This is a genomic window from Flagellimonas aquimarina, from assembly GCF_003149745.1.
GTDB classification, from domain to species: domain Bacteria; phylum Bacteroidota; class Bacteroidia; order Flavobacteriales; family Flavobacteriaceae; genus Flagellimonas; species Flagellimonas aquimarina.
Map to the genome: position 1 here is coordinate 1,266,685 of NZ_QGEG01000001.1, position 19,318 is coordinate 1,286,002.

The following is a 19,318-nucleotide window of genomic DNA, read 5'->3' on the forward strand; positions in this document are numbered from 1 at the left end:
CAAACTCATTAATATATGTCAGATATTGTAAAACCAGCTAGCGAAAAGGAACTTTTTGGGCACCCCCAAGGTCTTTTCTATCTATTTTTTGCTGAACTGTGGGAGCGCTTTAGTTTTTATGGAATGCGAGCACTGCTCACATTGTACATGGTCAATGTTATATTTGAAGCCTTGTCCAATAGAGATTATGCAGCGGCAGCGGTTTACGCTTCTTATGGGTCATTGGTTTATGCCTCTACCGTAATAGGAGGAAAGATTTCAGATTCTATTTTGGGAATGCGTTCTTCTATTTTCTTGGGTGGTATTTTAATGGCTCTTGGACATTTTGTACTAGCCATTGAACATAATACCGCTTTCTTTTTGGCATTGGCATTTATCATTGTTGGGAATGGCTTTTTTAAACCGAACATATCAACCTTTGTGGGTACGCTTTATAAAGATGGAGACCCAAGAAAAGATTCAGGGTTTACTATTTTTTACATGGGTATTAATATTGGAGGGTTTATTTCTCCGTTGCTATGCGGATGGTTAGGACAGGCTTATGGTTGGCATTATGGCTTTGGTTTGGCAGGAATAGGAATGCTTACCGGATTACTATTCTTTTGGAGCGGCATTAAAAAGAATGTTTTTGGGGATGGTGGCAAACCACCAAGTGTTGAAGTCTATGAGAAAAAAGTTATGGGAATTCCTCAAAAGCACCTCATACCGATTATTGCATTTTTATCGGCACCATTAATAGCTTACCTATTGTATTCATATAAATCATTAGGAGGTGAAGGTAGTTTTTTAGAAGACCAAAACATTGTCAACGTGCTGTTTAAGCTAATTGCAGTTGCCATTTTAATATATATGGGGATGGTTATGGTCAAGTGTACCGTAGATGAGCGCAAAAAGCTCTTCATGGCGTTATTGATTACATTTTTCATGACCATTTTTTGGGGCTTCCATGAACTGCATGGTAGTGTAATAACATTATTTGCCGCTAGAAATGTGAATTTATCACTTATTAATGCAAGCCAAACAAATGCACTGAACTCTATGTTCATCTTTATTTTGGCCATACCAATTTCCTTGGTTTGGACGTATTTGGCAAAAAAGAAATTAAATCCAAGAACACCATATAAGTTTGGAATGGGTCTGGTTTTGGCAGGCTTAAGTTTCTACGTAGTATCATTAAGCGGCGGAGCAGCGGATGAAAATGGAATGGTGCCATTCTCGTATTTACTTTGGTTGTATTTTATACTATCTGTAGGTGAATTGTTTATGTCACCTGTTGGACTTTCAAAGATTACAGATCTGTCTCCAAAACGAATTGTCGCTTTTATGATGGGGGTTTGGTTCTTGTCATCTGCCTTTGCGTTTCAAGTAGTCGGATTTATTTCTAAACAATTGGCTATTGAAAGCACAGACAGCAACGTTGGTGGTTTGGATACGCTTAACGTGTATTTAGATGGTTTTCGTTTAATCGCAATCTATGCTTTAGTCGCTGGAGCAGTTGTTTTACTATTTGGACCTTTAATGAAACGCTTAATGGGCAATGTCCATTAATGTTCGTTAAAATTGAAATAATAATGTCCCTTTTCACCAGTACTGTGAAAAGGGATTTCTTTTTTTAAGCAAGTTTGTTTCCAACGTTTAACATAGCTTTTGTAGTTATTGCCATCTGCAATGACCATCTTAGGATTAATGGAATCTATTACTCTTTCCAGATGAATCTTTGGGGATTGTGTGAGCAATATATAGTCCTGATTTTTTACTTGTGGATATATACCAAGACTATCCATAACAAATAGTTTTTTTTCGCCAACATTGAAATTGTTTTCTACCGTATGATAGGAAACGGATTGAATTCGTTCAGCTGTTTTGTAATCATTTATCAAAGAACCAATATTGATGCTGTCTGACGCATAAAGGCTTAAAGATGTTCCTTTTTGATGCAATACCATTGTGTTTTTTGATTTATGTAACAATACAAACGCCTCTTTCCTCTGTGTATTAATTTGATTCCAGATACTCCACCCTTGCAATGTTATGATTCCTATGAAGAGCGCAGTAATATTTTTCAGTTTTGGTTTGGAAACAAATACTACCAGTGAAAAGATAACTAGATAGCTCAAGACCAATTGAAAGGCATCAAAAGGAATGTCCTTTATGATGAAACCTTCTTGTTTGGCTATCCAATTGATAGTGTTGTTCATGGTTTTGATAACCGTATTGTAACTGATAGTCAAAAAACTGGGAAGGGCATCAAAAATGGATAAGAGAATAACTAAAATCCCTATTCCAAGAATCAACCCTAAAAAAGGAATAATCAGAAGATTTGATATAAAAAAAAGCGCTGGAAATTGATGGAAATAAAAAAGACTAATCGGTAAAACACCTAATTGAGCCGCGATACTTACAGACAACAATTGCCATGTTTTTCTAACAATTATGTTTTCGGGGAACCAGAACCGTTGAAGCTTGGGATATATCCAAACAATGGAGAAAACTGCGGCATAACTCATTTGAAACCCCACTTGGAATAAAAACAAGGGCTTTATCAGCAAAATAAAGAACATGGATAGCGCAATGATATTGAATGAGTTGGTAGGCCTATTCAAATAAATGGCATAGGCCAAAAAAGAGAACATGGTTACAGCTCTTACAATTGAAGGGGAAAGACCAGCTACAAATGCATAGGCCCATAAGAGCAAGATAATTGATATCAACTTTATGGTTTTACCTTTTGGAAACCGTTCCAAAGGGGATAGTAAAAATTGAAACAGAAACAATAGAATACCTACATGAAGCCCAGAAACAGCCAAAATATGAACGGCGCCGGCATTTTTGTAATTGTTATAGGTGCCTTCAGAAATATCATCTCGTTTGCCTAACAGCAGTGCCTGAATTACAGCTAACTCATCTTTTCCAAAGTCTTCATTCTTTAGCTTTGATATAATATGTTCCCTAAAATTTGAAGCAAGGCCAAAAATGGTCCTCTTGGGATTTTCTTTTAACACTACAAGATTGTAATCCGTTTGAATTTGATGGTACACCCCTTGCTTTCTTAAATAATCTTTGTATTCGAATTGATATGGGTTCAATGGGGGTTTAATTGTCTCTACATTGGAAAAGACCATAAATTCATCATCAACTTTTAATTGGTTCATCAACGAATCCATGGGAAAACTTAGGACTACTTTTCCTATACTTTTTTTATTTTCAAAAGAAATGACCTTGGCAAAATATCGGTGAGTGTATTTATTTGGTTTTAGCACCTCTGTAACCTTAAGTTCCCATTGTTTGAGACCAGATAGCTCTTTGTTGGAATAATGATGGGGTAGGTCTTTGGATTTGGATAAGGTTATGATACAAACACCGAGCAACATTGTAATTAGTGCGGTGATCAATCCAAAAAAAGGAAATCCGTCCCGTGGTTGTTTCTTGTTGAACCAAAGCAAACAAAGAAATAGGGCTAGCAACCCAAAAAACAAAATGTATGGGCCAATTTCAAAATAAAAACCAATGATAATACCGGTTATAAGGTATACTGTTAGTTTAATGGAAATAAAATTAAAAAGGTGCATTATAGAATTCGCATCGCTTTTACAAAGGCATAATTCCAATATCCCTCTCTAAGGGATGATACAATAACACCTCTTGAGGTGGAGGAGTGTATAAACTTTATGTCATTCCCTTTTACGTCGACTACCAGTCCTACATGGTTAATACGCTTTCCTTTTTTACTGGTTTTAAAAAAAAGAAGATCTCCTTTTTGTACTTGGCCAACTTTTATGCGTTTACCTTCCTCTGCCATTTGGTAAGAGGTTCTTGGGAACGTAATGTTATTTTCTCTTAAGGAAACATACAAAAGGCCAGAACAGTCCATTCCTTTTTTGGTGGTGCCGCCAAATTTGTATCGGGTACCGGAAAAAGTCATTGCTGTGGCAATGACATCTTCGGCTTTTGAATGTTTCCTTTTCTCTTTTTTAGGTTTTTCCAGTGGCACAGTTTCTTCAGGAGACCCTGCAATGGAAATCGTTCTTGGAGCACGATAGGTTCTTTTTTTCTTGGCAGATCCACAACCAAAAAAAATTAAAAAGGAAAGAAAATAGAGGGTTCTTTTTAACATCCAAGAATAGCTTTTCTTCTTGGATGCTAAATCTAAGCATTTTCGATGATTAATTTTGCCGCCAATTGACTGGCGCCTTTTCCACCCAATTTGGACTTAAGTGATTCATAGTCTTCCAAAATGCGATTTCTGTCCTTTCCTGCAATAATCTTGGTGAGTTCCTCTTTAAGTTTTTCTGAAGTTAATTCGCTCTGAATCAGTTCTTTTACAACTTCTTTGTCCATAATTAAATTGACCAGCGAAATATATTCTAAGGTGATGATACGCTTTGCAATTTGATAGGAAATCCAGTTGCCTTTGTAGCACACCACTTGAGGGATGCCAAAAAGTGCTGTTTCCAAAGTTGCCGTCCCACTGGTTACTAAAGCGGCATGGGAGTGCTTTAACAGCGTATAGGTTTTATTAGATACATACCCCACAGTACTTTGATTTAAAAAGGAACTATAAAAGTCATCTGGTAAGCTGGGAGCACCTGCAATGACAAATTGATAATTTGGAAAATCATCTTTTACAGAAAGCATCACCTTTAGCATTTTTTGTACTTCTTGTTTTCTACTTCCTGGCAGCAATGCAATGATAGGTTTTTGTTGCTCTAAACCATGTTCTTTTCTAAATGAGGCTTCATCAATAATCTGTGTATTTTCTATTGCATCAATAAGCGGATGACCAACAAAGTTTACAGGATAGTTATGTTTCTTTTCGTAAAAATCCTTCTCAAAAGGAAGAATGACGTACATATTGTCAATATCACGTTTTATCTTTTCAATCCTACTTTCACGTGACGCCCAAATTTGTGGTGAAATATAATAATTGGTCTTAAATCCCTTTTTTTTGGCCCATTTGGCTATGCGAAGATTGAAACCGGAAAAATCAATAAAAATGATTAGGTCAGGATTAAACTTTTGAATGTCCTCTTTGCAAAAAGAGATGTTTTTAAAAATAGTGGGAATGTTCTTTAGAACCTCTAAGAAACCCATAAAGGCCATGTCCTTATAGTGCTTGGCCAATTCCCCGCCAGCTTCTTGCATTAAGTCTCCGCCCCAACAACGAATCTCGGAAGCTTCATCCTTTTTCTTGATGGCTTTAATAAGATTGGAACCGTGCAGGTCTCCAGAGGCTTCACCAGCTATTATGTAGTACTTCATTAATAAAGTTCAAACTCTAAACTAAAAAATCTTATAATATAGAATTACCAATGCGGTAATTAGGGTTGCTATCATTACCCCTCTTGCCCTATAGTCCCTTTTTAAACGTAGGAACCCAAAGAAAGCGATTAGGTTTAAAATAGCCCCTAAGGCCAATAAACTACCCACATGACCCTGCCTTACCGCTGCTTGGTAGGTCTCAGATATGCTTAAATCTGAAAAAATTAAAATATATAGCAATGTGCCAAAGGTATTTGCAATGATTCCCACCACAAAACCAATTAAAACTTCTTTCCTATTTTTCATTTAAACTCCAATTATTTACTTGTGGAATTGTATGGTGAGCTGTAAGGTCAAATTGGGTTGGAACCACGGAAACATACCCTTGGGCCAACGCCCATTCATCGGTATCCTCACCTTTATCCAACAATTCAAACTCTCCGGTCAGCCAATAATAGTCCTTTCCGGTAGGGCTTACACGCTTATCAAATTTCTCTTTCCAGTTAGCTCTTGCCTGTCTGCAAACCTTTATGCCATTGGGTTCTTCATCTGTTTTAGGAATATTTACATTGAGCACTATTCCTTTTGGAATACCATGAATCAATGCTTGGGTAACTATGGTTTTTATGGATTTGGCAGCATGACTAAAATTAGCCTCCCAGGAATAATCGCAAAGTGAAAAACCAACTGCAGGTATTCCTTCAATGCCTGCTTCAATCGCTGCACTCATGGTTCCAGAATAAATTACGTTTATTGATGCGTTGGAACCATGATTTATGCCACTAACACAGATGTCAGGTTTTCTATCCAATATTTCTTGCAGTGCCAATTTTACACAATCTGCTGGCGTGCCACTGCAACTGTATTCTGCAGGAGCGCCTTTTTCCTGGTCAATTATGACTTTTTTTGAATATAGCGTATTGTCTATAGTTATTGCGTGCCCCATACCAGATTGTGGACTGTCAGGGGCTACAACAATGACCTCTCCAATTTCCTTCATTATCCGTATTAGTTCTCTAAGTCCTGGGGCAGTTATCCCATCATCGTTGGTAACTAGGATGAGTGGTTTTTTCATTTTGCATAATTATTGGCATAAAAATACGTTTTTCATTATGATATGAAGCTTTGAGCGTTTAACAAAAAATTAAAACCCCTGCACCAAACTGGCACGGTTTTTTCTGTATCTTAGGGAATTCATATCAATTGAAACGGAGGATGACGTAATGAAGATTTGGCAAAAGTGCCAAATAAATTCGCTCCCAATAAAAACCCATTTATGAAAAAGAATTTCACCTTGGCGCTTTTGGTAATTCTTGTTGCCGTAGCCTCATGTAGTTTTACAAATAAATCTTTTGAAAATGATGACAAGGACAAGCTGTTATTAGATTTAATAACTTATGTCTTGGAACGTGGTCATTATGAGCCCAAGGATTTAAACGATAATTTTTCTACAAATGTATTTGATGATTTTATAGATGTCTTGGACCCTACAAAAAGATACTTTTTGGCCAGTGATATCAGAGAATTTGAAAAATATAGATTTCAGATTGATGACGAAATCAAAAATACGGATATCACGTTCTTCAACATTGTTTACCAACGTTTAATGAAACGAATGGATGAAGCTCAGGATATTTATGATGAGGTACTTTCACAGCCATTTGACTATACTATTGAAGAAACCATTAATATTGACTATAAGGATCAGGAATTTGCATCAAACAAAAAGCAACTTAAGGAACGTTGGAGAAAACAACTCAAATATAATACACTTGGAGTTTTTGATAATAAGATAGACAACAAACTTACAGAGAATCTTGCTGCAATTGGTGAAGGAGGGGATATTGCTTCCACTAACATAAACTTGAACCTAAAAAATCCCAACGGAACTTTAAAAGATATTACCATCGATGAGATTGAAGTTGCTTCTAGGGAAAATACAAAGAGCACTTTAGACGAATTTTTCGACTTCATTGATGACTTGGAACGTAAAGATTGGTTTGTGCAATATATCAACACCATTGTAGATGAATTTGATCCACATACGTTCTATTTTGCACCAGATGACAAGGAAAAATTTGATATTGGAATGTCTGGTAAGTTTGAAGGTATTGGTGCTAGACTTCAGAAAAAACCTGAAGGAGCTAGAATCATGGAAATTATTTCTGGAGGCCCCGTTTGGAGAGACCAAAGTTTGGAAGTTGGTGATGAAATATTAAAAGTTGGGCAATCAGGAGAAGAGCCAATAGATATTGTGGGCATGCGATTGGATGATGCCATTAAATTGATAAAAGGCCCAAAAGGAACCGTGGTTGATTTAACAGTAAGAAGGGCAGATGGGACTATTGAAGAAGTTTCCATAAAGAGAGATGTTGTATTGCTAGAGGAATCCTATGCTAAATCTGCAACTGTCAAAAGTGAAGAAAATAAATATGGACTCATCAATCTACCAAAGTTTTATGTGGATTTTGAAGATTACACAGAGCGTAACGCAGCAACAGATGTTGCCAAAGAGGTTGAGCGACTAAAACAAGAAGGTGTTGAAGGTATTGTGTTAGACTTAAGAGATAATGGAGGAGGATCCTTGAAAACGGTAGTGGAGATGGCTGGCTTGTTTATCAAAGACGGTCCAATTGTCCAAGTTCGTTCTTCAGGTCAAAGAAAAGAAGTACATGAAGATAAAGATGAACGTATTCAGTGGGATGGCCCATTGGTTATCTTAGTTAACGAGTTATCAGCTTCAGCATCTGAAATTTTGGCAGCTGCTATGCAAGACTATAAGCGAGCTGTTGTTATCGGTAGCAAGCAAACATTTGGTAAAGGAACCGTTCAGAATGTAATTCCTTTAGATAATATAGTAAGAAGCAATGAGCACGGAGATTTAGGTGCCATTAAGCTTACCACACAGAAATTCTATAGAATCAACGGAGGTTCCACACAGTTAGAAGGTGTTAAGAGTGATATTGTGGTGCCTGACAGATATAGCTATATAGATTTAGGAGAAAGAGACCAGGAAAATCCATTGGGTTGGGACAAAATAACCCCTGCCGAGTATAAGATTTGGGATGGTTACATTGATTTTGAGACCACTGTTGCCAATAGCAAAAAGCGAATGGAAGGCAACGAGCAAATTAAGTTGATAGAAGATAACGCCAAATGGCTAAAGGAACAACAGGATGAGACGATAGTTTCTTTAAGTTATGACGCGTACAAAAAAAGGGAAGAACAAGCTAAAAAACGTTCTGATCAATTTAAGAGCCTTAGAGAATACGATTCAAAGTTGACATTTGAATCTTTAAAATATGAAACAGAGTTGTTTACACAGGATTCTGTGCTAAGAGAAAAAAGAGATAGATGGCACAAGAATTTGGCAAAAGACATCTATGTTGAAGAAGCTGTAAATGTACTTAGAGACTTGCAGTTAAACAATATCAAGAACAGCGAAAGAAAGCTGGCAAGCGTAAAAGGATAAACGGTTTTCTGATAAAAAAAATAAAGCCGACTACTTTATAGGAGTCGGCTTTTTTATGGTATAACTTGAATGCTGTGAAGAAAAACTAGTTTGGCAGTACTTATCTTTTCTTTCTTCGGAAACCTGGATTTTGAGACCCTCTCTTTTTATTACGATTGGCAAAAAACTCTTGTTTCTTACGTTGCTTTTCCTTCTGTAACGCCTTTTTTTCAGTAGCGTTCATGGGTTTATCGGTTTGCGGAAAGGGATTGTCGCCAACCACTTCTATATTTTTTTTAATGAGTTTTTCAATATCCCTTATGTACACATTTTCTTCTGGTTCACAGATTGAAATAGAGGTGCCTTCTTCGCCTGCACGTCCACAACGCCCAATTCTATGAACATACGTTTCAGGTTCATTGGGTATATCGTAGTTGATTACGTAGCGGAGCTTATCTATGTCTATACCACGCGCAGCAATATCTGTGGCCACCAATACTCTAATCTTATCATCTTTAAATTCTTTTAGCGCCCTTTGTCTCTGGTTTTGAGACTTATCACCATGGATGGCCGCACATTCAATTTTTTTCTTCCGTAGATTACGTACAATGCGGTCTGCCCCATGTTTGGTTCTAGAAAAAAGTAATACCTGCTCCAACTTGGGGTCCTCAAGAATATGCAATAGCAATTTACTTTTGTCTTCTTTATTGGTGGTGTATAAATACTGCTGAATCGTTTCCGCTGTAGAAGAAACAGGATTGACGGATACCTTCTTTGGGTTGATCAATATTTGTTGCGATAGAGTCAAAATATTTTTGGGCATAGTGGCCGAGAAAAATAAGGACTGCCTTTGTTTGGGTAATTTGGCCAAAACCTTTTTAATGTCATGTATAAAACCCATATCCAACATACGGTCAGCCTCGTCCAAGACAAAATATTTAACGTCCTGCAAAGAGATATATCCTTGGTTCATCAAATCGATTAAGCGTCCAGGAGTGGCAATTAAAACATCTACACCCTGTCTTAAGACATTGGTTTGGGATCTTTGATTGACACCTCCAAAAATGACCGTATTTGTGATAGTGGTGTATTTACCATAAGCGGAAAAGCTTTCTCCAATTTGTATGGCAAGTTCACGCGTAGGGGTAATCACCAGTGTTGAAATCCTTCGTTTACCATTTTGGTTTTGCTGATTATTCACCAAATGCTGAAGAATGGGAATGGCAAAAGCCGCGGTTTTTCCTGTTCCGGTCTGTGCACTGCCCAACACATCTTCTTTGTTTAAAACCAATGGGATGGATTTGGCCTGAATAGAAGTAGGCTCTGTATAGTTTTCATCCCTTAATGCTTTTAGTATGGAAGGAATTAATTTTAAATCTTGGAATGTCATGTTGTTTTTTAAGGGATTACCGTGGTAGGCGCACAATTAGGTTTGAAAACCAGACCGGTTTTTGATAAGGGTCAAAGGTAAGTGAATACATGGGTTTCCTTTAAGAAATCTAAGAGCAATTAGTTAATCATCTTTTAGGGTGAAGTGCTTTTATCCATTTTTTCAAAAACGTAATCTTTTTTCCAAATAAAAATTAGACTTGCAATCACATTGAATACCACAAGAAATATTGTCCAATTAGTTTTTTTTTCTTTAGGTAGGTTTTTGTACGTCCAAAGGCGATAAATCAAAATCCCAATTTGCAACAGAGTAAGTCCATTTACAATTGGGGCTTGATATTGAAAGTCTACAAGATTGTTAGAAATCCATTTTAAAAAATCAATGCTCCAAAAGGAAATCATATACGCAATTCCAACTATTGACGGAATTGACAGTAAAGTTTTGAAAAATACGTTCATTTCATTCTTGGACATGCTTCCTGGTCAATGCACTTTTAATGTGCACAACAGGTGTACATGTTAACTAACCAATATAAGAATATGTGGACAATGATTATATATTTCTTAAACTTGGAAAAGAAAGATGTAGTTAAATGAAAAACAAAACCATTTATACCCTACTCTTTATTGTTTGTGTGGTGGGTTTCTGGGTATTTGAGAATTTTTATACCCCAGATACGTATTCAAACCCAAGTAGTAAGGCAGGTGCTGTAATTGTAGACACAGGGTTTTTACCCGGTTCAACCACCGGAGCTATTGTGAGTCATGAGTATTTTATGCTTTCTTATAACGAGCCTTATGAGCAAGCAGAATGGGTTGCCTATGAACTTAAAAAAAGTCATTTAACACAAGATGATAGAAGGAGGCCCTATTTTATTGAAGACCCAAAAGTAAAAACCAAATCTGCAGACTGGAGAAACTATAAAGGCTCTGGTTATGATAGAGGTCATCTTTGTCCTGCTGGGGACAGGCGATTTTCGGAATACGCGTACAACGAAACTTTTTATACGAGCAATATAAGCCCACAAGACAGGGAATTCAATGCCGGTGTATGGAACAGATTGGAACAGCAGGTGCGTTATTGGTGCAAAAAATACGGGGACCTAGTAGTAATCACTGGAGGTATTTTGGAAAAAGGATTGGAAGAAATTGGGGATGAAGATGTGGATGTTCCAGATGAATTCTATAAAGTGGTATTCAAAAAAAATGGAGATTCTATAGACGTTCTTTGCTTTTTAATGCCAAATAAAGAAAGCAAGGCCGAATTGGACAGTTTTTTAGTTTCCATTGATGAATTGGAAAGAATAACTTCCATCGATTTCTTTGAAAACAAACCTAAAGCTTGGCAGGAAAAAGTGGAAGAAAAAGTCAATGTTTCTGGTTGGCGGTTTTAAATACCATCCTTTAAACGATTGGAATCTAGCTTTAAAAAAATAAAGAGTAGCATCGTAAAGAATATTAATCCAGAACCTCCATAACTAAAAAATGGCAATGGAACACCAATTGTGGGGAGCAACCCGATCACCATTCCAATATTTATAAAATAATGAATGAGCAATATGGAAATGACCCCATAACCAAACATCCTGCTAAAATCATTCTTCTGTCTTTCCGCAATGTAAATCAACCGTAAAAAGAAAAAGGTAAAAAGTAGAATTACGGTAACCGTTCCCATAAAGCCCCATTCTTCTCCTACAGAACTAAAAATATAATCTGTATGTTGTTCAGGTACAAAATCTCCTTTGGTTCGGGTGCCTTCCAAAAAACCTTTTCCAAAGAACCCACCAGATTCTATTGCCTTTTCAGATTGATAGGTATTGTAACCAATGGTTTTTCTAATTTCTTCTAATTTCTTCTCGTCCTTTTCTAAACTAAGCCATAACGCAAAACGATCGCGGTGCCTTTGTTCAAAAACATTGTCGTAAACAAAGCGGACTGACAGTGAGAATAGAACAGAAGCTATAATGATTCCTACCAACGGTAAAATGGGAATCTTTGTTGATTTTCGTTTAAAAATAAATATCAAGATAGTCAGAATTACCAGGCCTATGGCTACCCAGACCGTTCCAAACATCAATGTGGTTGCAAACAAAATAACAATGGTCAACAATATCCCTAAATAGTACAATGGAAACCCTTCTCTAAAGAGCACAAAAAATAGAGAAAAGTAAATGAGAGAGCTTCCGGGGTCAGGTTGGGGCAAAATAAGAAGTGCTGGTAACAAAATGATCAATAGAGCGTATAATTGATGCTTTCTATTCTTTATATCTGTCTGAATATCACTTAAATATTTAGCCAACGCTAGCGCTGTGGCAACCTTGGCCAACTCAGATGGTTGTAAATTAAAGAATCCCAAATCATACCAAGATGTGGCTCCGGCAATGGTTTTTCCGAATACGAACAGCCCAAGCAGCAAGAACATTGATATAATGTAGAAGATTGATGCAAAACGCTCAAAAAAGTTTGTTTCAATAAATAGGACAAAAACAACTCCTATAAGGGCCAATCCTATAAAGAACAGTTGTTTACCATAAAGGGTAGAAAAATCAAAAATTGAAGCATTGGGATCACTTAATGTAGTGGAATAAATATTGATCCAACCAATAAATACCAAAAATGCGTAAAGAAAAACCGTAAGCCAATCTATTCTTCCAAAAAGCCCCTTACCAGACATATTCATTTATCTTGAAAGGTTCTCCACTATACGGCTTTGCATATTCGTGTTCCAATGTTTTTTCTAGCATCCGTTTTTCCAAATCTTTTCTGGTGATTTCACCTTTTATGTACTTCTCAATTAGCAAAGAAGCAATGTGTCCAGCGTATCGAGAACCATAATACCCGTTTTCAATATAAACGGCTAAAGCGATTTTAGGGTTTTCAACGGGAGCAAAAGCTACAAATACGGAATGATCTGTAAGTTGCATACGTTCTCCATTGACGCGCACAAAATTTTCAACAGTACCGGTTTTTCCAGCTATTTCAATTCCGGGTATTTGTACCCATCGCCCGGTTCCATATTTATAGACATTGGCCATACCTTTAATAACCGGTTCAAAATGTTCCTTATCTATGGTAGTTTGGTGGGGTTCGGTATACTTGGGGTCAATTGCGCCTGTATTCCCTATCTTTTTAATGATATGAGGGGTGTAAAAGTACCCTCTATTTGCAATTGCGGCGGTCATATTGGCCAGTTGTAAGGGCGTTGCTGCTACTTCACCTTGACCTATGGCATTTGAAATGATTGTTGAAGAAGCCCAACTTCCATTGCCATACCATTTGTCATAAAAAGCTTTGCCTGGAATTCTACCTGGTCTTCCTGTTGGAATATCTGTACCTAAATAACCCCCAAGTCCAAAGCTCTTCATGTGTTTTTCCCAAACATCCATACCTTCATCGGTAGTTGGGTATTTTTCATATATTTTTCTGAACGTACCAGCAAAATAGGCATTGCAGGATTGGTAGATGCCCGAGTTCATATCACGAACACCACCACCGCAATGGCATCCTTTCTTTTGGCTACCAACATAAAATCCATTATAACACCTAAACTTTGTACTTGGGTCTATAACACCTTCTTGCAAGGCTACCAACGCGTTCATTGTTTTAAAAGGGGAGCCTGGTGATGGCTCTGCCAATATAGAACGATCCCAAGTGGGTTTAGAAATAGTGTCGTAATGCAGTTTGCTATAATTTTTGGATCGCTTTCTACCAACCAACAATGCCGGGTCATAGGTTGGTCCAGATATCATGGTCAGAATTTCTCCGGACTTGGGGTCTATGGCCACAATTCCTCCTCTTTTACCGTTCATCAACCTTTCCCCGTACTCCTGTAGTTTTTTGTCCAGGGTTATATGAATCTCTTTCCCCTGCTCGGGCAGTGTGTCCAACTTTCCACTTTTGTAAGGCCCTATATCTCTATTAAAACGATCTTTTTGTATAAACTTGACACCTTTTCGTCCCCTTAGAATTTCTTCGTATTGTTTTTCAATCCCTGTGCGCCCTTTTAGTTCTCCCGCTACATAATAAGGGTTGTTTTGTAAATCTCTTTCGTTTACTTCACTAATGTATCCCAATACATTTGCTGCACTATTTGTGGTATAATAGCGCAAAGACCTTTTCTGAATATAAAAACCGACGTAATGCCTCATCTTTTCTTGGAGTCTTGCATAATCTTCTTTGGAAAGTTGAGGTACAAGGACAGATGGGAGCCTTGGGGAATATATTCTTGCCCTCCTAAGCTTCTCAATAAATGCAGGTTTATCAATCCCAAGGAGATTACAGAATTCCAGAGTGTCTAATGGCTTAACCTCTCGAGGTATGAACATAACGTCATACGCAGGTTGGTTACCCACCATAAGTTCCCCGTTTCTGTCGTATACATAACCTCTCTCGGGGTAATCGTAAATGGCTTTAATGGCTGGATCTTCCAAGGTCTGGTCTGGAGAGAAACTAAAAAGTTGTAAGTAGGAAAGTCTACCTATAAAGGTGAACCCTATCATGACAATAATGGAAGATAACAGCAGTTTTTTCATAGACAATAAAATTAGACGAGCCTAGTCTTATGTATTTCAACGAAATAGTAGTCTTTTTATTCGCTTTGTGGGCTAAAAAGTGAACTAAACAGCGTACATAAAATCAAAGTTACAACTCCAGTCGCAAATACCTTTTTCAAAATTAACAGGAAGTGGGATATACTTAAGATTTCCAATGAAAAGAAAACAACTTGATGTATCAATACCAATAGACCCAAAAAAGTGATGCGCTGTACTTTGGTGGTATTCTTAAAACTGAAGTTTTGAAATTCATAATTTACCCCAAAACAAAAGCGCATGATTACTGGTCTTATATAGGCTACGGTCAATGAAGCAATGGCATGCAAAGCCATAGAATCTGAAAAAATATCAATTACAAACCCTAGAAAAAAAGCGGTCAACATAAAAACGGCCCTATTTCCTTTTATGGGATACCAGTAAAGAAAAATAACATAGACCAAAGGATTTATAAATCCCAGAAAGTTCAAAGTATTAAAAATTAGTACCTGGGTAAGGACAAGCAATATAAAACGAAAACCATTTATGATCAAGCTATTATTCATCTGTAGTTCTTGCTTCCAATTCTTTAATTTCTTCCTTGTTCATGTTCTTTATGAGATAAACATTTTTAACGTTGGCCATGTCGTTGAACAGTTCTACATCAATATTATAAAAACTTCTGGATGCATTTAGATCGTATTTTCTTATAACACCAATAGGAATATTTTCAGGAAAGATGCTTGACATTGCCCCTGTAACAATGGTGTCACCCACTACCAAAGGAACCAATCTGGGAATATCTACAAGTTGTACAACATTGTAATCCTGTACATCCCAAATTAATGAACCAAAGTAATTGGTGTTCTTTATTTTAGCGTTGATATTTGATTTTGTATTCAGTACGCTCTGTACAGTAGCAAATTTGGAAGAAGTGTTTTCAACAATCCCCAAAATTCCTTTAGTAGTGATTACACCCATATCTTGCTCTATGCCATGGATTTTTCCTTTGTCTATGGTTAGGTAATTTCTTGGAGAGGAAAAGCTATTTTTTATGAGGTTGGCAGTGATGACCTCATAGTCTTTAAAAATACTGTCCTTCTCTTGAACAGATTCTTTGGAAGGATTAAAAAGTAATTTCCGCAATTGTTCATTCTCTTCAACTAGTCTGTTGTTTTCCTGACGCAGTCCAAAATATGAAGAAATATTGGCGGCAGAGCCATAAACATTGCCCATTATCCATTTTGAAGAATTGAAGAATTTAGATTGATGATAGGAGTGGGTTCTAATGGTTAATGCCAGGGAAATAACCATAAGAAAGCCATAAAGAAATGCATTTCTGTAACTTAGAATAAAATTGATGATGCGCTGCATGCAATCGTATCATTAGGAAAGTTAATAAACTTTCAAAAGGTCTTTAAACAGTATAAAAACCAAATTACTTTATCAATATACTTTTATAGCGCTCTAAATTTTTGAGTGCTATACCTGTACCCCTTACTACCGCTCTTAACGGGTCTTCTGCAATGTAGACAGGTAAATCTGTTTTTTGTGAAAGCCTTCTGTCCAATCCTCTTAGCATAGATCCCCCGCCAGCTAAGTAAATACCGGTATTGTATATATCTGCAGCCAACTCTGGAGGCGTTTGCGACAATGTTTCCATTACTGCATCCTCTACCCTCAAAATACTTTTATCAAGTGCTTTGGCAATTTCCCGGTATGAAACCTGCACTTGTTTTGGTTTTCCGGTCAATAGATCTCTTCCTTGGATTGATTTATCATCTGGAGGGGACTTTAGATCCTCTGTTGCGGAACCAATTTCAATTTTTATTGCCTCTGCTGTACTTTCACCAACATATAAATTGTGTTGTGTTCTCATGTAATAGATGATATCATTGGTGAAAACATCACCTGCAATCTTTACTGATTTGTCACAAACAATTCCGCCAAGTGCGATCACTGCTATTTCTGTGGTACCACCACCTATATCCACAATCATGTTTCCTTTGGGCTGCATAATATCCAGTCCAATACCAATGGCAGCTGCCATGGGCTCATGAATTAAATAAACTTCCTTGCCATTTACCCTTTCCGCTGATTCTCTTACCGCTCGCATTTCCACTTCAGTAATTCCAGAAGGAATGCAAATGACCATTCTAAGGGCTGGTGGAAACCATTTTTTCTTTAATGCCGGAATATTTTTGATGAACATATTGATCATCTTTTCCGAAGCATCAAAGTCCGCGATTACCCCGTCTTTTAGAGGTCGTATGGTCTTGATGTTTTCATGGGTCTTTCCCTGCATCATATTGGCTTCCCTGCCAACTGCTATGATTTTACCTGAGACTCGGTCCCTGGCAACAATGGACGGGCTGTCAACTACTACTTTGTCTAAATGAATTATCAGGGTGTTTGCAGTACCAAGGTCAATGGCAATTTCCTCAGTCATGAAATCAAAAAATCCCATAAAAAGTGTCGGTTTTTTGGATTAAAAGTAAATTTTATCGGCTAAAGTACTAAAATTAATGCTTAAAATGTCTAGTGCCAGTCATTACCATGGCCAGTCCATTTTCATTACAATAATCTATGCTCAATTGGTCTTTTATTGAACCTCCAGGCTGAATCACACTTTTTACACCAGCTTTGTCGGCAATTTCAACACAATCTGGAAAAGGAAAAAAGGCATCACTGGCCATTACGGCACCATCCAATTCAAAATTAAAGGACTTGGCTTTGTTAATTGCCTGGTTCAATGCATCCACTCTTGAAGTCTGTCCTGTGCCACTGGCACAAAGTTGTTTGTTTTTTGCCAAGACAATGGTATTGCTCTTGGTATGCTTACAAAGTTTAGAAGCAAATATTAAATCTTCAATTTCCTCAGAAGAAGGTTTTTTGTCCGTTACAGGGGTCAAACCATCGGCTGTGTCTGTTTTAAAGTCTTTGTCCTGAACCAAAACCCCGTTAAGACATGTTCTAACTAAAGTATCTGGCAAGGCCACTTCGTTTTGAATGAGTATTATTCTGTTCTTTTTGCCTTTAAGGATTTCTAAGGCATCCGCAGAGTAACTTGGAGCTATTACTACTTCACAGAACAATTTATGAATCTCTTCAGCAGTTGAAGCATCAATTTCAACGTTAGAAATAAGAATACCTCCAAAAGCAGAGACTGGATCGCCTGCTAAAGCATCAACATATGCTTGTCTTATGGTATCTCTTGTTGCCAGACCGCAGGCATTGTTATGTTTTAAAATAGCGAAAGTGGGCGCGTCATTTTTAAACTCTCCCATTAAATTTACTGCGGCATCCACATCCAAAAGATTGTTGTACGACAACTCCTTGCCATGCAACTTGGTGAACATGGCTTCAAAATCTCCAAAGAAAAACCCTTTTTGATGTGGGTTTTCACCGTAGCGAAGCACTTGTCCATTTTGTTCGCTTATCTTCAATACAGCTTCATCATGATTTTGATTGAAGTAATTGAATATAGCAGTATCATAATGAGAAGAGACATTGAATGCTTTGGAAGCAAAGCGTTTGCGGTCTTCAAGAGTTGTTGTGCCATTTCCTTCGGAAATAACTTTCAGAAAACCTTCATAGTCTTCCATGGAGGAAACACACAGCACGTCCTTAAAGTTTTTGGCAGCAGCACGTATCAACGATATGCCACCTATGTCTATCTTCTCAATAATATCTTGTTCGGGTGCCCCACTGGCAACGGTTTTTTCAAAAGGATATAAATCTACAATGACAATGTCCAGTTGAGGAATTTCAAATTCTTCCATTTGGGCAATATCGCTGTCATTGTCCTGTCTATTTAAAATTCCGCCAAAGACCTTGGGGTGCAATGTTTTTACACGCCCTCCCAAAATAGAAGGGTAGCTGGTTACATCTTCGACCGGAACTACGTTTATCCCCAAATCCCGTATAAATTTTTCAGTGCCACCTGTGGAATACAAGGTTACTCCAAGTTCGTCTAGTTTTTTAACAATGGGTTCCAGTCCGTCTTTGTGAAAAACTGAAATAAGTGCGGCAGAAGCTTTTTTGGCAGTGTTCATTTTGTGTCTTAAAAATCAATTTCTTAAGCACACAAAAGTAAATTTTTTGTTACTAAAAAGTTAGAAGGGTTATCAACAAAATGGCACTAGTTTTAAAGAATTTCAGCCACTTTTTCATTTACAAATTCCAAAAAGCGCTCATCTTCTTCAGTGAATGGGTCAGGGGTATTGGAATCTATATCGATTTGGCCTATGTTTTTGCCATCCTTGAACAAAGGGATAACAATCTCAGACTTAACGGTAATACTGCAGGCAATGTAATTGTCTTGAGCAGCAACATCTGGTACAACAAAATTCTCATTGCTAACGGCTACTTGGCCACAAATACCTTTTCCAAATGGAATAATGGTATGATCCGTAGGTTCACCCACATAAGGACCAAGTTTCAATTCATCCTTATCACCATTTTTAAAATAGAACCCTACCCAATTATAATATGTTATTGAATCTTTCAACAATTGGCAAACCTCTGTTAAACGGTTTTCCACGCTTTTTTCTTTTTCTTTTAGGATAGAAGTTATTTTGGGTTTTAGGGATGACAACATGAAATTATTTTTTACAAATTTATTTTAATTGAAGGTTTTTTGTCTACTAAAAAGAGCAAAAATTACACAATAAGGTAGCCTAAAGTTTAG

At 37.2% G+C, this 19,318-nt stretch carries 17 protein-coding genes; 3 read left to right on the plus strand and 14 right to left on the minus strand.

Annotated features, from left to right (window positions below):
• Nucleotides 1-15 precede the first annotated feature (15 nt).
• Nucleotides 16-1,548 (plus strand): peptide MFS transporter, encoded by a 1,533-nt coding sequence (locus DKG77_RS05815; protein WP_109661068.1) that lies wholly within the window; start codon nt 16-18, stop codon nt 1,546-1,548.
• Here DKG77_RS05815 and DKG77_RS05820 read toward each other — a convergent pair.
• From DKG77_RS05820 to surE, 5 genes are read right to left on the minus strand one after another with little or no spacing between them, the layout of a single operon-like run.
• The gene (locus DKG77_RS05820; protein ID WP_165819348.1) at nt 1,545-3,569 is read right to left on the minus strand and encodes a ComEC/Rec2 family competence protein; all 2,025 of its coding nucleotides are present in this window, start codon (nt 3,567-3,569) and stop codon (nt 1,545-1,547) included. The genes DKG77_RS05815 and DKG77_RS05820 overlap by 4 nt on opposite strands.
• Nucleotides 3,569-4,114, minus strand: a complete 546-nt coding sequence (locus DKG77_RS05825) for a C40 family peptidase (RefSeq protein WP_109661070.1) — start codon at nt 4,112-4,114, stop codon at nt 3,569-3,571. The genes DKG77_RS05820 and DKG77_RS05825 overlap by 1 nt, the downstream gene beginning before the upstream one ends.
• 32 nt (nt 4,115-4,146) lie before the next feature.
• Complete coding sequence (lpxB, locus tag DKG77_RS05830) at nt 4,147-5,259, minus strand: lipid-A-disaccharide synthase (RefSeq protein ID WP_109661072.1); 1,113 nt, start codon at nt 5,257-5,259, stop codon at nt 4,147-4,149.
• Between the two features lie 21 nt (nt 5,260-5,280).
• Nucleotides 5,281-5,565 (minus strand): hypothetical protein, encoded by a 285-nt coding sequence (locus DKG77_RS05835; protein WP_109661074.1) that lies wholly within the window; start codon nt 5,563-5,565, stop codon nt 5,281-5,283.
• Entirely contained in the window at nt 5,555-6,334 is a 780-nt protein-coding gene (gene surE / locus DKG77_RS05840) for a 5'/3'-nucleotidase SurE (protein ID WP_109661075.1), read from the minus strand. Before surE ends, DKG77_RS05835 begins: the two co-directional genes overlap by 11 nt.
• A 201-nt stretch (nt 6,335-6,535) precedes the next feature.
• On the opposite strand from surE, the gene DKG77_RS05845 reads away from it, so the two are divergent.
• On the plus strand, nt 6,536-8,731 hold the full coding sequence (locus DKG77_RS05845) for a carboxy terminal-processing peptidase (RefSeq protein WP_109661467.1): 2,196 nt from the start codon (nt 6,536-6,538) through the stop codon (nt 8,729-8,731).
• A gap of 100 nt (nt 8,732-8,831) precedes the next feature.
• Here the strand turns inward: DKG77_RS05845 and DKG77_RS05850 are convergent, their stop codons facing one another.
• Entirely contained in the window at nt 8,832-10,100 is a 1,269-nt protein-coding gene (locus tag DKG77_RS05850) for a DEAD/DEAH box helicase (RefSeq protein ID WP_109661077.1), read from the minus strand.
• A gap of 134 nt (nt 10,101-10,234) precedes the next feature.
• A complete protein-coding gene (locus DKG77_RS16950) occupies nt 10,235-10,573 on the minus strand; it encodes a hypothetical protein (RefSeq protein WP_165819349.1) in 339 nt (112 codons plus the stop codon).
• 119 nt (nt 10,574-10,692) lie between these two features.
• On the opposite strand from DKG77_RS16950, the gene DKG77_RS05860 reads away from it, so the two are divergent.
• On the plus strand, nt 10,693-11,493 hold the full coding sequence (locus DKG77_RS05860; protein WP_109661081.1) for a DNA/RNA non-specific endonuclease: 801 nt from the start codon (nt 10,693-10,695) through the stop codon (nt 11,491-11,493).
• Here DKG77_RS05860 and rodA read toward each other — a convergent pair.
• The 7 genes from rodA to DKG77_RS05895 all read right to left on the minus strand — a co-directional run bounded on the left by rodA (nt 11,490) and on the right by DKG77_RS05895 (nt 19,228).
• A complete protein-coding gene (gene rodA, locus DKG77_RS05865; protein ID WP_109661083.1) occupies nt 11,490-12,773 on the minus strand; it encodes a rod shape-determining protein RodA in 1,284 nt (427 codons plus the stop codon). The genes DKG77_RS05860 and rodA overlap by 4 nt on opposite strands.
• On the minus strand, nt 12,763-14,631 hold the full coding sequence (locus tag DKG77_RS05870; protein ID WP_109661085.1) for a peptidoglycan D,D-transpeptidase FtsI family protein: 1,869 nt from the start codon (nt 14,629-14,631) through the stop codon (nt 12,763-12,765). Before DKG77_RS05870 ends, rodA begins: the two co-directional genes overlap by 11 nt.
• A 56-nt stretch (nt 14,632-14,687) precedes the next feature.
• Entirely contained in the window at nt 14,688-15,194 is a 507-nt protein-coding gene (locus DKG77_RS05875; protein ID WP_109661087.1) for a rod shape-determining protein MreD, read from the minus strand.
• A complete protein-coding gene (gene mreC / locus DKG77_RS05880; RefSeq protein ID WP_109661089.1) occupies nt 15,187-16,002 on the minus strand; it encodes a rod shape-determining protein MreC in 816 nt (271 codons plus the stop codon). Before mreC ends, DKG77_RS05875 begins: the two co-directional genes overlap by 8 nt.
• A 64-nt stretch (nt 16,003-16,066) precedes the next feature.
• Nucleotides 16,067-17,095: a rod shape-determining protein gene (locus DKG77_RS05885; RefSeq protein WP_036380166.1), complete on the minus strand. Its 1,029-nt coding sequence runs from the start codon at nt 17,093-17,095 to the stop codon at nt 16,067-16,069.
• 55 nt (nt 17,096-17,150) lie between these two features.
• Nucleotides 17,151-18,683: a bifunctional phosphoribosylaminoimidazolecarboxamide formyltransferase/IMP cyclohydrolase gene (purH, locus tag DKG77_RS05890; protein ID WP_109661091.1), complete on the minus strand. Its 1,533-nt coding sequence runs from the start codon at nt 18,681-18,683 to the stop codon at nt 17,151-17,153.
• Nucleotides 18,684-18,775: 92 nt separating this feature from the next.
• A complete protein-coding gene (locus tag DKG77_RS05895; protein ID WP_109661092.1) occupies nt 18,776-19,228 on the minus strand; it encodes a GAF domain-containing protein in 453 nt (150 codons plus the stop codon).
• Nucleotides 19,229-19,318: the final 90 nt, after the last annotated feature.